Annotated in this window: 12 protein-coding genes; 4 read left to right on the plus strand and 8 right to left on the minus strand. The window is 61.8% G+C overall.

The genetic code is table 11. The annotated features are described in order from the left end of the window. Positions 1 to 197: 197 nt before the first annotated feature. Entirely contained in the window at positions 198 to 932 is a 735-nt protein-coding gene (locus tag PSH91_RS03385) for a helix-turn-helix transcriptional regulator (protein ID WP_047227419.1), read from the plus strand. An 88-nt stretch (positions 933 to 1020) separates the two neighbouring features. Next, positions 1021 to 2403: an MFS transporter gene (locus tag PSH91_RS03390; protein ID WP_139051239.1), complete on the plus strand. Its 1383-nt coding sequence runs from the start codon at positions 1021 to 1023 to the stop codon at positions 2401 to 2403. A gap of 120 nt (positions 2404 to 2523) precedes the next feature. On the opposite strand, the gene PSH91_RS03395 is transcribed toward PSH91_RS03390, so the two are convergent. The 3 genes from PSH91_RS03395 to PSH91_RS03405 form a co-directional block, all read right to left on the minus strand. Next, entirely contained in the window at positions 2524 to 3477 is a 954-nt protein-coding gene (locus tag PSH91_RS03395; protein WP_305467288.1) for an adenosine deaminase, read from the minus strand. Between the two features lie 83 nt (positions 3478 to 3560). Then, positions 3561 to 4526 (minus strand): 2-oxoglutarate and iron-dependent oxygenase domain-containing protein, encoded by a 966-nt coding sequence (locus tag PSH91_RS03400; RefSeq protein WP_305467289.1) that lies wholly within the window; start codon positions 4524 to 4526, stop codon positions 3561 to 3563. A gap of 144 nt (positions 4527 to 4670) precedes the next feature. Continuing rightward, positions 4671 to 5753 (minus strand): BMP family ABC transporter substrate-binding protein, encoded by a 1083-nt coding sequence (locus tag PSH91_RS03405; RefSeq protein WP_305467291.1) that lies wholly within the window; start codon positions 5751 to 5753, stop codon positions 4671 to 4673. A 291-nt stretch (positions 5754 to 6044) separates the two neighbouring features. On the opposite strand from PSH91_RS03405, the gene PSH91_RS03410 reads away from it, so the two are divergent. Then, a complete protein-coding gene (locus tag PSH91_RS03410; protein WP_047227424.1) occupies positions 6045 to 7136 on the plus strand; it encodes a calcium:proton antiporter in 1092 nt (363 codons plus the stop codon). A 102-nt stretch (positions 7137 to 7238) separates the two neighbouring features. On the opposite strand, the gene PSH91_RS03415 is transcribed toward PSH91_RS03410, so the two are convergent. The 3 genes from PSH91_RS03415 to PSH91_RS03425 all read right to left on the minus strand — a co-directional run bounded on the left by PSH91_RS03415 (position 7239) and on the right by PSH91_RS03425 (position 9907). Next, the gene (locus PSH91_RS03415) at positions 7239 to 8597 is read right to left on the minus strand and encodes an 8-oxoguanine deaminase (protein ID WP_047227425.1); all 1359 of its coding nucleotides are present in this window, start codon (positions 8595 to 8597) and stop codon (positions 7239 to 7241) included. 247 nt (positions 8598 to 8844) lie between these two features. Further along, complete coding sequence (locus tag PSH91_RS03420; RefSeq protein ID WP_047227426.1) at positions 8845 to 9531, minus strand: SDR family oxidoreductase; 687 nt, start codon at positions 9529 to 9531, stop codon at positions 8845 to 8847. 25 nt (positions 9532 to 9556) lie between these two features. Then, a complete protein-coding gene (locus PSH91_RS03425; RefSeq protein WP_047227427.1) occupies positions 9557 to 9907 on the minus strand; it encodes a MerR family transcriptional regulator in 351 nt (116 codons plus the stop codon). Between the two features lie 81 nt (positions 9908 to 9988). Here PSH91_RS03425 and PSH91_RS03430 point away from each other — a divergent pair, with 81 nt between their 5' ends. Beyond that, positions 9989 to 10429, plus strand: coding sequence for a hypothetical protein (locus PSH91_RS03430; RefSeq protein ID WP_047227428.1), 441 nt, complete (start codon positions 9989 to 9991; stop codon positions 10427 to 10429). A 66-nt stretch (positions 10430 to 10495) separates the two neighbouring features. Here PSH91_RS03430 and PSH91_RS03435 read toward each other — a convergent pair whose 3' ends face one another. Together PSH91_RS03435 and PSH91_RS03440 are read right to left on the minus strand one after the other, a co-directional pair. Next, positions 10496 to 11422 carry an ABC transporter permease gene (locus tag PSH91_RS03435; RefSeq protein WP_047227429.1) on the minus strand — a complete coding sequence of 309 codons (927 nt, stop codon included), beginning with the start codon at positions 11420 to 11422 and terminating at the stop codon, positions 10496 to 10498. Continuing rightward, positions 11422 to 12528 (minus strand): ABC transporter permease, encoded by a 1107-nt coding sequence (locus PSH91_RS03440; protein WP_305467294.1) that lies wholly within the window; start codon positions 12526 to 12528, stop codon positions 11422 to 11424. Before PSH91_RS03440 ends, PSH91_RS03435 begins: the two co-directional genes overlap by 1 nt. Between the last annotated feature and the right edge of the window lie 10 nt (positions 12529 to 12538).

Below are 12538 nucleotides of genomic sequence, written 5' to 3' on the forward strand. Positions count from 1 at the left end.
GCGTAAATAGAGACTTTTCCCTCACGAACAATCGCCTCCAAAGGTTTCCGGAGGACAGGAAACCTCGATCCGCACGCTTATACTAGCGGCCGCCTGAAGCGGCGCGCGATTTGCGGCGGTCGAGCCGCTTTGGGCGGCCCCATTGCTGGTCACTAGCGCCAGAGCAGTAGACGAATGATTCAACAGGGAGTGAATACATGGAACATGCACCTTGCATCAGCCAGATCGCCACGCTGCTGGCCGACCCAAAACGCAGCGCAATGATGTGGGCCTTGATGGACGGCACTGCGCGTCAGGCTGAAGAGCTGGCGTTGCTGGCCGGGCTGTCGCCGTCTTCGGCCAGCGCTCATCTGGGCCGTCTGTCCGCCGGTGGCCTGTTGAAAGTCGAAGCCCGTGGCCGCAAACGGTTTTTCCGCCTGGCGGCACCCGAGATCGGCGCTGCCGTCGAAGCGCTGGCCAGCGCGACCCTGGCCAGTACGCCGCGCCAGCTTCCGGAAGTCTTCAAGCGCGGAGTCATGCCGGGCAAGGCCCCGTCGGCTCCCGCTTCGTTGATGCGGGCCAGGCTTTGCGAAGACCATCTGGGCGGCACCCTGGCGGCCGACCTGTATCAGCGCCTGCTGGATGCCGGATGGATCGAGCAGGGCGACCAGCGGGTGATCGTGACTCACAAAGGTGCCAATGAGCTGGCCGGGCACGGCCTGTTCATCCAGGCGCTGGCCCACCGCAACGCCCGCACCGCTTGTGCCTGCCCGGACTGGAGCGAGCGACGTCCGCACCTGGGGGGCGCCTTGGGTGCTGCGTTGCTGCAACTGTTCATGCAGTCCGGTTGGCTGAGCTTGCCCAACGACTCCAGGGCCTTGCAGGTAACGGTGCTTGGCCAGCAGGAAATCCATCGGTTCGCCACGCAGGACACCGTGGAAATGGCGTTCTAGGGCTGCCGACAGGTCGTATTCAGCAATAGCCTCCAGCAAGGTTCGCGCACACTCGAACCTGGGATTTTTTTGGATTGGGGGAAACAGCATGGATACTCACGGCTACAGCGCGGCGGAACGTCTGGAGCGACTGCCCATCAGCGGCTACCACCGGATTATTTTCATCATTATTGCCTTGGCGTTTTTCTTCGACTCCATGGACCTGGCCATGATGACGTTCCTGCTGGGCTCGATCAAAGCCGAGTTTGGCTTAAGCACCGCCCAGGCAGGTTTGCTCGCCAGCTCCAGTTTCTTTGGCATGGTACTGGGAGCATCGCTGTCGGGCATGCTGGCCGATCGGTTCGGGCGCAAGCCGGTGTTCCAGTGGAGCATCGTGTTGTGGGGCGTCGCCAGTTATTTGTGCTCGACCGCCCAGAGCGTCGATTCACTGATGCTGTTCCGCATCCTGCTGGGTATCGGCATGGGCATGGAGTTTCCGATCGCTCAGTCGATGCTCTCGGAACTGATCCCGGCCACACGCCGAGGCCGCTATATCGCGTTGATGGATGGCTTCTGGCCGTTGGGTTTCGTGGCGGCGGGCGTGCTGTCATATTTCCTGTTGCCGGTGATCGGCTGGCGCGACATCTTCCTGGTGTTGGCGGTGCCGGCGGTGTTCGTCCTGGTCATTCGCTTCTTCATTCCCGAGTCGCCGCGCTGGCTGGAACAGGCCGGCCGGGGGGACGAGGCGGACGCCGTGCTCAAGCGAATCGAAGACAAGGTCCGAGCCTCGTTGGGACGTGGAGAATTGCCTGAACCGATTCGTCTGCCGAGGGGCGAGAGCACGCCGGGCAATTTCTTTTCGGCCCTGGCGCAGATCTGGTCACCGCTGTATCGCCAGCGCACGATGATGATCTGGAGCGTCTGGTTCTTCGCCTTGCTCGGTTTTTATGGCCTGACGTCCTGGCTCAGTGCCTTGTTGCAGCAGTCCGGATTCGCCGTGACCCAGTCGGTGTATTACACCGTGCTGATTTCCTTGGGCGGGATTCCCGGCTTCCTCATGGCGGCGTGGCTAGTGGAGCGCTGGGGACGTAAACCGGTGTGCGTGGTCACGTTGCTGGGTGGCGGGGTGATGGCGTTTCTTTATGGTCAGAGCGCGGTGTTTGGCGGCAACGTGGGCCTGCTCATCGGCACCGGGCTTTTGATGCAGTTCTTCCTGTTCGGCATGTGGGCGGTGCTCTACACCTACACGCCAGAGCTGTACCCCACCTCGGCACGGGCCACGGGCTCGGGTTTTGCCTCGGCTGTCGGTCGCATTGGTTCGCTGCTCGGGCCCCTGGTCACCGGATTGGTGTTTCCCATTACCGGACAGGGCGGTGTGTTCGCCCTGGGCGCGCTGTGCTTCGCCGTGGCGGCGGGGGTGGTCTGGTTGTTTGGCGTGGAGACGCGGGGCAAGACATTGGAGGAGTTGAGCGAGGGTACGGTGGCCGGTTAAACCACTTCACTCTTGTGGGAGCGAGCCTGCTCGCGATGGCGGTAAGTCAGGCGACATCGATGTCGAATGTCATGCTGCTATCGCGAGCAGGCTCGCTCCCACAAAGGGGCATCACCCGTCTTAGGTTTTTACCAGCCGTGCATCCAAGCTGTTCTGCGCCAGGCGTGTGGCCTGGTCCTGGGTCATCCCCAGATGGGTGTGCAGCGCGTGGAAGTTTTCGGTGACGTAGCCGCCGAAGTACGCCGGGTCATCGGAATTGACCGTCACCTTCACTCCGCGTTCGAGCATGTCGAGGATGTTGTGTTGCGACATGTCGTCGAACACACACAACTTGGTGTTGGACAACGGGCAGACCGTCAGCGGGATCTGTTCGTCGATGATCCGCTGCATCAGTCGTTCATCTTCAATGGCCCGCACGCCGTGGTCGATGCGCTGGATCTTCAACAGGTCCAGGGCTTGCCAGATGTACTCGGGCGGGCCTTCTTCACCGGCGTGGGCAACGGTCAGGAAGCCCTCGTTGCGTGCACGGTCGAATACCCGCTGGAACTTGCTCGGCGGGTGACCCATTTCCGAACTGTCCAGACCCACGGCCACGAACGCGTCGCGGAACGGCAGCGCCTGGTCGAGGGTTTTCTCGGCCTGTTCTTCGCTCAGGTGGCGCAGGAAACTCAGGATCAGGCCGCTGGTGATGCCCAGTTGCTGTTCACCGTCCTTGAGGGCCGCGGCGATGCCGTTGAGCACCACTTCGAACGGGACACCACGGTCGGTGTGAGTCTGCGGGTCGAAGAACGGTTCGGTGTGAATCACGTTCTGCGCCTTGCAGCGCAACAGGTAGGCCCAGGTCAGGTCGTAGAAATCCTGGGAGGTGCGCAACACGTCGGCGCCCTGGTAATACAGGTCGAGGAATTCCTGCAGATTGTTGAAGGCATAGGCCTTGCGCAGGGTGTCCACGTCGCTCCACGGCAGGGCGATCTTGTTGCGTTCGGCCAGGGCGAACAGCAGCTCGGGCTCCAGCGAGCCTTCCAGATGCAAATGCAGTTCAGCCTTGGGCAAGGCGTTCAGCCAGTCGTACATGTTCTTTTCTCATCAGCGAATCGATGGCGGGCATTCTACAGGGGCTGGCCGCAATGTCTGGTAAAACCTGACCGGCTGATCCACTACACCGCCTGTTGTTCCCGCCGATAAGCATAGGTGTCAGCGAAGCGTGACAGCAGGAATTCGGCGCAGGTGGTGGTCGGGTACTTCGGTGGGTGGCCCTCATCCTGACAACCGGGCAGGCATTGGATCTGCGTATCGGGGTGCGGCTCGGCAAAGAACGGCATCGAGTAGCGGTCTACCCCCAGCGGGCTGATCACCCGGTGGGGGGTGGACAGGTAACGGTCGTTGCTCCAGCGCGCCATCATGTCGCCGAGGTTGACCACGAACGTGCCGTCGATGGGCGGCGCGTCGATCCATTGGCCGTTGACGTTGCGCACTTGCAGGCCACCAGCGGCGTCCTGGTAGAGCAGGGTGATGCAGCCGTAATCGGTATGGGCGCCGGCACCTTGCTGTTCGGCAGAGCTGGCGGTGTGACGCGGCGGATAGTGAATCAGGCGCAGCACGCTCACAGGCTCGGTGAAGCGCGTGTCGAAGAAGTCCCGCTCGATGCCGAGGGCCAGGGTCATGGCGCGCAGCAGGGTTTGGGCAAGGGCCTGCATGTCGCGGTAATGCTGCTCCATCAGGGGTTCCCAGCCCGCCAGATCCGGGTGTCGGTTAGGACCGCGCAGAGGCTTGTGCGCCAGCACGTCGGGATGATCGGCCGGCAAGTGCAGGCCCATGTCGAAGGTTTCTTTCAGGTCGCTGGGTTTGGCCGGGTCCAGTTGTTCGGTGGCGACGGCGCCGTAGCCGCGATGATGGCGGGTCTGGGTGATGTCGATCCTGAGTTTTTCTTCTACCGGCAGCCTGAAGAAGCGTTGGGCATGGTCCAGGACTTCGGTGATGCGAGCCGGGCTGATGGGGTGACCCTTGATGTAGAAAAAGCCCCACTGGCGGCAGGCCTGGTCGATCTGGTTGGCGACCGATTGCCAGGCGCTGGGGCTATCGCCGTAGAGCGGGCTGATGTCGATGATGGGAAGGCTGTTCATGCGGCTTTCCTGATTGTGTGAGGGGGCCGATGTGGGAGCGAGCCGGCTCGCGATAGCGATTTGTCTGTCGACATCAACGTTGAATGTCAGTCCGCTATCGCGAGCAGGCTCGCTCCCACATGGGGTGTTGTGTTGAGCCTGGGGTTACTTTGGAATCTCAGCCTTCATACCTTCGACGTAGTAATTCATCGACGCCAGTTCCACATTGGTAGCGCTCACGCCCGCCGGGATTTTCTCGACGCCGGCCTGGTCCTTGATCGGTCCGGTAAACGGATGGAAAGCACCGCTCTCGATGTCGGCGATGATCTGCTCGGCTTCGCCTTTGACCGCCGCTGGCACCAGGTCGCTGATCGGCAGTTTCACCGTGCCTTCCTTCAGGCCGCCCCAGTAGTCCTGGGATTTCCAGCTATGGTCGAGCACGCTTTGGGTGGCCTGGATGTAGTGCGGGCCCCAGTCGTTGACAATCGAGGTCAGCACCGCCTTGGGACCGAAGTGGGCCATGTCCGAAGCGTAGCCGACGGCGTAGACGCCGCGCCGCTCGGCGGCCTGGATCGGCGCCGGGCTGTCGGTGTGCTGGAACACCACATCCACGCCCTGGTCGATCAGTGCGTTGGCGGCATCGGCTTCCTTGCCCGGATCGAACCAGGAGTTGACCCACACCACTTTGATTTCGGTGCCGGGGTTGTATTTGTTCAGGGCCAGTTGGATGGCGTTGATGTCGCGGATGACTTCCGGGATCGGGAAGGAGGCGACGTAGCCGATCTTTTTGGTCTTGGTCATCTTGGCCGCGAGGAAACCGCCGACGTAGCGGCCTTCGTAGGTGCGAGCCAGGTACGTGCCCAGGTTCTTGTCCTGCTTGTAGCCGGTGGCGTGTTCGAAGGTCACTTTGGGGAATTGCTTGGCGACCTTCAGTGTCGGGTTCATGTAGCCGAAGGACGTGGTGAAGATCAGGTCGTACTTGTCCTTGGCCATGTTGCGGATCACCCGCTCGGCGTCGGCGCCTTCAGGCACGTTTTCCACGTAGTTGGTGGTGATTCGGTCGCCGAGTTTCGCCACCAGTTCCTTGCGTCCCTGTTCATGCTGGTAGGTCCAGCCGTGGTCACCGATGGGGCCGATATAGACGAAACCGACCTTCAGCGGGTCGGCAGCGATGGCATTCAGGCCGGCGCTCAGACCGACAGTCGCAGCGACGGCGCAAAGCAACATCTTCAAGGGACGCTTGTGCATGAACTCGAACTCCATTTTGTTGTGAGGTTGGCTGAACAGCGCTAATGCAAAATGCTGACCAATAGGACAACAAAATCTGTGATCTTTTCGAGGCAGCCATCGCGAGCAAGCTCGCTCCCACAAGGACAACGCAATACCTGTGGGAGCGAGCTTGCTCGCGATGAGGTCCTTGAGATCGATAAAGGTGCACCTGCCACCCACTCGCCACTCCCTGGTGCGTCACTTCGCCCGAACGTTCGCCGCCCCCTACAGTCAGTAGCTCATGACCCCGCCCACGGTGATAGGCCCGCGATGCTGACTTTGATCAAGCAAGAAAAACTGCTGTTGCTGGCGCTGATCGCCGCGGTGCTCGCCTATCCGCTGGAGCACTGGCTGTTGGGCAGCGGACAGATCGTGGCGTTGCTCGGCGGTTTGGTCCTGATCGGCTTTATCGTCGCGGCTTCCATGCGTGTGGCCCATCACGCCGAGCTGCTGGCAGAGAAGGTCGGCGATCCCTACGGCACGATGATCCTGACCCTGTCGGCGGTGCTGGTAGAAGTGGTGATCCTGGCGATCATGATGAGCAACGAAGCCTCGCCAACGCTGGTGCGCGACACCATCTATTCCGCGGTGATGCTCGATATCAACGGCATTCTTGGTCTTGCGGCGCTGATGGGCGGAATCAAGCATGGCGAGCAGGCTTACAACGATGATTCGGCGCGCACCTACAGCGTGATGATCCTCACCGCCATGGGCGTATCGATGGTGGTGCCGGAGTTCATTCCCCAAGAGAGCTGGAAGCTCTATTCGGCATTCACCATCGGCGCGATGATCGTGCTGTACACCCTGTTCCTGCGCATGCAGGTGGGGCCTCACAGTTACTTTTTCAGCTACAGCTACCCGGAAAAACGCCGTCGGAAAGAGCCGGTGGAAAACCAGCCGAAACCCATCAGCCTGACGTTCTCCATCGCGGCGCTGGTGTTTGGCGTCGTAGTGATCGGAGCGTTGGCCGAGGTCATGTCCAAAGCCATCGACCTGGGGCTGGAAGGTTCAGGGGCGCCGCCGGTGGTTACGGCGATTCTGGTGGCTGCCATTTCCGCGGCACCGGAAATCCTCACCGCCTTGCGCGCGGCGTTGGCCAACCGTATGCAGTCGGTGGTGAATATCGCCTTGGGGGCTTCGCTGTCCACCGTGATCCTCACCGTGCCGGTGATGGAAGCGATGGCGCTCTACACCGGCCAGCCGTTCCAGATGGCAATGACCCCGGTGCAGACGGTGATGATCTTCATCACCTTGATCGTCTGCGCCATCAACCTCAACGATGGGGAAACCAATGCCATTGAAGGCATGACCCATTTTGTGTTGTTCGCGACGTTTATCATGTTGTCGTTGCTAGGACTCTAGAAGAGTATCGCGGGCAAGCCTTGCTCCCACTGGTCTCACGGCAGGCTGCTTCATACATCCACCCTTGATGTGGGAGCAAGGCTTGCCCGCGATAGCGTCCGGTCAGGCGCCGGCGATCAACTCCCGCGCCGCCTGGCTGTGATCAGCAATCAACCCCTTCAGGTCCAACCCTTCGACCTGTCCGTCGATGACCCGCCATTGCCCACTGACCATCACCCGGTCCGCCCGGTCCGCGCCGCACAGCAGCAGGGCCGAAACCGGATCGTGACTGCCGGAGAAGCGCAGTTCGTCGAGTTTGAACAGCGCCAAGTCAGCCTGTTTGCCCACCGCCAGCTCACCGATATCGTTGCGCCCCAGCAGTTGTGCCGAGCCGCGGGTTGCCCAGCCCAGCACTCGCTGCGGGGTGATCGCCTGCGCGCCATAGCGCAGGCGCTGAATGTACAACGCCTGGCGGGTTTCCAGGATCATGTTCGAGGCATCGTTGGAGGCCGAGCCGTCCACACCCAGGCCCAGCGGTGCGCCGGCGGCGGTGAGTTCCAGGGTAGGGCAGATGCCCGAGGCCAGGCGCATGTTGGAGCTTGGGCAATGGCAGATGCCGGTGCCGGCGGCGCCGAGACGGGTGATTTCCTCAGGATTGAAATGAATGCCGTGGGCCAGCCAGGTGCGCGGGCCGAGCCAGCCGACGCTGTCCAGGTAGTCCACGGTGCGCAGGCCGAAGCGTTGCAGGCAGAAGTCCTCTTCGTCGAGGGTTTCGGCCAGGTGAGTGTGTAGGCGTACGTCGAGTTTCTCCGCCAGCTCGGCGCTGGCGCGCATGATTTCAGGCGTGACCGAAAACGGTGAGCAAGGCGCCAGGGCAATCTGGATTTGCGCCCCGTCGCCGCGCTCATGGTATTGGCTGATCAACCGCAGGCTGTCCTCGAGAATCACGTGGCCCTGCTGCACGGTCTGTTGTGGCGGCAAGCCACCATCGGCTTCGCCCAGGCTCATGGAACCGCGGGTCAGCATCGCGCGCATGCCCAGTTCACGGACACTTTGTACCTGCACATCGATGGCATTTTCCAAGCCTTCGGGGAACAGGTAATGGTGATCGGCCGCTGTGGTGCAGCCTGAAAGCAACAGTTCGGCCAGCGCCACTTTGCTCGCCAGAGCGAGCTTTTCCGGTGTCAACCGCGCCCATACCGGGTAGAGGGTTTTCAGCCACGGGAACAGGGGCTGGTTCACCACCGGTGCCCAGGCGCGAGTCAGGGTCTGGTAGAAATGATGATGGGTGTTGATCAGCCCCGGCAGGATCACATGTTCGCCGGCGTCGAAGACTGTGTCGCAGGGCTGGGCGGGTTGCTGGCCGGCCCTCAGCAATTCGACGATCACGCCGTTTTGCAGGACAAGACCGCCACGGGCATCGAGGTCGTTGGCCGTGAAGATGGCGAGGGGATTTTTTAACCAGGTACGGGTCGCAGGCATGGTGGCCGGCTCCTCTGAAAGTGGGTTCAGGTTAGCCAGCTCAGTGATGCCCTGTCTGCTGATCCAGGGTCGCCCGTTGGGTAGGGCGAGGTGCTGAGTTTACTCAGGTTGCGGGGCACATTTCCAGAGTTGAACGGGAGCCATGTGGGAGCGAGCCTGCTCGCGATAGCGGTGTGTCAGTCGACATCATGGTGAATGTCAGGCCGCAATCGCGAGCAGGCTCGCTCCCACAGGGGGAAGGCTTGGGTTACCAGGGAATCGTCTCGCCCTTGTAGTTGACGAAATGATGCCCACCCTTGCCGGCAAAGGCATTGACCTGATCAATCAGGCCGCGGGTGCTGGTCTCGACATCAATGTCCGCCCCTTCGCCACCCATGTCGGTCTTCACCCAGCCCGGGTGCAGCGACAGAACCGTCAATGTCTGCTCGCCCAATTGAGTGACAAAGCTATTGGTCATCGAATTGAGCGCCGCCTTGCTGGCCTTGTACAGCGCCAGTTCCGGGGCGTCAGGCATGGTCACGCTGCCCAGCACGGAGCTCATGAATGCCAGCACGCCACTGCCGTCGCGGATCTGGCCGACGAAACGCTGGGCCAGATTGATCGGTGCCACGGCGTTGGTGAAGAACAACTGGCCGACTTCGGCCAGCGTCGCACCGCCGGGGCTCTGGTTGTCAGGGCCTTTGACGCCGGCATTGACGAACAACAGGTCGAAGGTTTCGTCCTTGAGCTGCTGGCTCAGGGTGATGACGGCTTGCTGGTCGTCCATGTCGAGCTTTTCGATCCGCACTGGGCCCAGTGCCTTCAACGCCTCGGCGTTCTGCGGGTTGCGCACGGTGGCGGTCACGCTCCAGCCATCGCTGAGCAGCGTCTTCACCAGGCCGAGGCCCAGGCCCCGGGAGGCGCCAATGATCAATGCGTTTTTTGCCGAATTCATGAGGAGCATCCTTGATGAAAAAAGGTCACGGATTTAATGGACAGCGTTGCCCGAGGCGTTGTTTCAGCTCATGGCGCAACGCGTCGAGTTCGGTCATGCGGGTTTCGATCAGGTTCAGTTTGTCTTGCAGCAATTGCGTCACGGCGCAGTCAGGGTCCTGCGCCTGCCACAGGGCGGCGACGCTGGCGCCGATCTCGCCCAGGGTAAAACCCAGGCGCTGGGCGGTCTTGATGTAGAGCACCAGTTGCACCATGTCGGCGGGGTAGTGGCGATAGCCATTGGCGCTGCGCTGCGCCGCGATCAGGCCGCGCTGCTCGTAGAAGCGCAGGGTGTCACGGCTGACGGCACAGGCTTGGGCGAGTTCACCGATGCGCATGGTGGGTCTCCGAAGGGCTTGACCTTGGAGCATACCCCAGGCTTTAGGCTCTTTGCTTCCCAATTATCTGGAGCAAGGTGTATGTGGACTTTGATGCAATATCGCCGGGTGGTGCGCGGCAGCGCCTGGTACGACCTTATCGTGTCGGCCGTGCTGGCCACGCCGTGGAGCTTTGCGGCGTTGCATGGTGTGTTGATGAGTATGACTCAGCTATTTGACCTGCCTGGAGAACTGCCGCCGTTCGCGCCGGCGCATGTGCTGATGGTGAATCTGCTGGGCTCGATTGTCTGCGTGTGGGCGGTGCTGCGGATTCGTGATCCGCAGCCGCTGTACGGGCGTTATGACGCGGCGGGGCGGTTTTTGTTTTCGGCCTGGATGCTGTATGCACTGCTTCATGGGGCTAGTGCGGTGTTGTGGGTTTTCCTGTTTTTCGAGTTGGTGTGGGGCTTGGTTCAGGTATTGCCTGTTCGGGCCTCATCGCGAGCAGGCTCGCTCCCACAGGGAGAGATGGGGCGAGCCTGAAACTGACGGTCACCCCGATCAAATGTGGGAGCGAGCCTGCTCGCGATAGGCGCGCCGCCGTCTACCTCAATGCCCCGCCTGCCAAGGCTGTCCCAGCGACACCGGCGCGTACAGCCGCGTGCGCACCGCGTCCCGGGACAGCAACACCAACACCACAATGGTCGCGACGTACGGCAGCATCGCCAGCAAGCTCGATGGAATCGCCAGCCCCAAGCCCTGGGCCACCAGGTGCAGGATGCTGGCGAGGCCGAACAGGTAGGCGCCCAGCAGCAGGCGCCAGACTCGCCAACTGGCGAACACTACCAGCGCCAGGGCGATCCAGCCGCGCCCGGCGCTCATGTTTTCGGCCCACATCGGCGTGTAAGCCAGCGACAGATAGGCACCCGCCAGCCCGGCCATGGCACCGCCGAACAGCACCGCCAGGGTCCGCACCCGCAGTACCGGCAGGCCCATGGCACTGGCGGCATCGGGATTTTCCCCCACCGCCTGGATAATCAGCCCGACGCGACTTTTCACAATCACCCAGGCCACCAGGGCGAACAGCGCAAAAGACAGGTACACCAGCAGATCCTGGGCAAACAGCATCCGCCCGATCAACGGGATGTCGCTCAAGTAGGGAATCGCCAGCGGCTCGAACCCCGCCAGCGGCTTGCCGACCCAGGCCGCGCCGACAAAACTCGACAGCCCCACGCCGAAAATCGTCAGCGCCAACCCGGTGGCCACTTGATTGGCATTGAACACCAGCGCTACCAACGCGAACAGCGCCGACAACAGCATCCCGGCGGCCATCGCCAGCAGCACGCCAAGCCACAGGTTGCCGCTGTTGAACGCGACGATAAAACCGATCACCGCGCCGAACAGCATCATGCCTTCCTGGCCCAGGTTCAAAACACCACTTTTCTCGCAGATCAGCTCACCCAGAGCCACCAGCAGCAACGGTGTGCCGCAACGGATCATGGCGTAGAAAATATTGCTCAACAGGTCGATATCCATCACAGCGCTCCTGCCTGTACGGCGGTGGTCCGGGTGCGCCGGGCCCAGCGCAGGTTCAGGCGCGGCCGATACAGGATCAGTACGTCGCAGGCCAACAGGAAAAACAGCATCATGCCCTGGAACAGCTGGGTGATTGCCTGGGGAAGGTTCAGCGACATCTGCGCGCTTTCGCCGCCGATGTACAACAAGGCCATCAGCAGGCTGGCGAACAGAATGCCGATGGGATTCAGACGTCCCAGGAACGCCACGGTAATCGCCGCATAGCCGTAGCCCGGTGACACTTGCGGCACCAGTTGGCCGATTGGCCCGGTCACTTCGCAGACACCGGCGAGCCCGGCCAGTGCACCGCTGATCAACAGCGCCAGCCACACCAGCGGCTTCTGGCGAAAGCCGGCGAAGCCGGCGGCCCGAGCGTCCAGGCCCAGCACTTTGATCTGAAACCCGACAAAACTTTTCTGCAGCAACACCCAGACCGCCACCAGTGCCAGCAGGGCGAAATACAACCCGGCATGAAGCCGCCCGTCTTCCACCAGCAATGGCAGGCGAATGGCATCGCCGAACATCGCCGACTCCGGAAAGTTGAACCCGGCCGGGTCTTTCAGCGGTCCGTGAACGCAGAACAGCAGCAGGTTAAGTGCGATGTAATTGAGCATGATGCTGGTCAGGATTTCATTGGCATTGAAGCGCGTGCGTAGCCACGCCGTGAGCCCGGCCCAGGCGGCACCGGCGAGGGTGCCGGTCAGCAGAATCAGCACCAGTGCCCAGCGGCTTTGCATGCCGATGATGTTCACCGCGACGGCGCTGCCGGCCAGGGCGCCCAATAGCAATTGTCCCTCGGCGCCAATGTTCCAGATTCGTGCCTGGTAGGCCACCGCCAGGCCGAGGGCGCAGAGCAGGATCGGCAAGGCTTTGACCAGCCATTCGGACACACCGTATAGATCACTGATCGGGGCGATCAACAAGGTGTACAAGGTTTGCAACGGATCATGCCCCAGGACGGCGAACAGCAGCGAGCCACAGCCCAGGGTCAATACGGCGGCCAGCAGCGGCGAGCACCAGAGCATCAGGCGCGATTGTTGGCCGCGGGGTTCAAGAGACAGCAGCATAAAAACTCCG

Source organism: Pseudomonas sp. FP1154 (assembly GCF_030687245.1).
GTDB lineage: Bacteria > Pseudomonadota > Gammaproteobacteria > Pseudomonadales > Pseudomonadaceae > Aquipseudomonas > Aquipseudomonas rhizophila.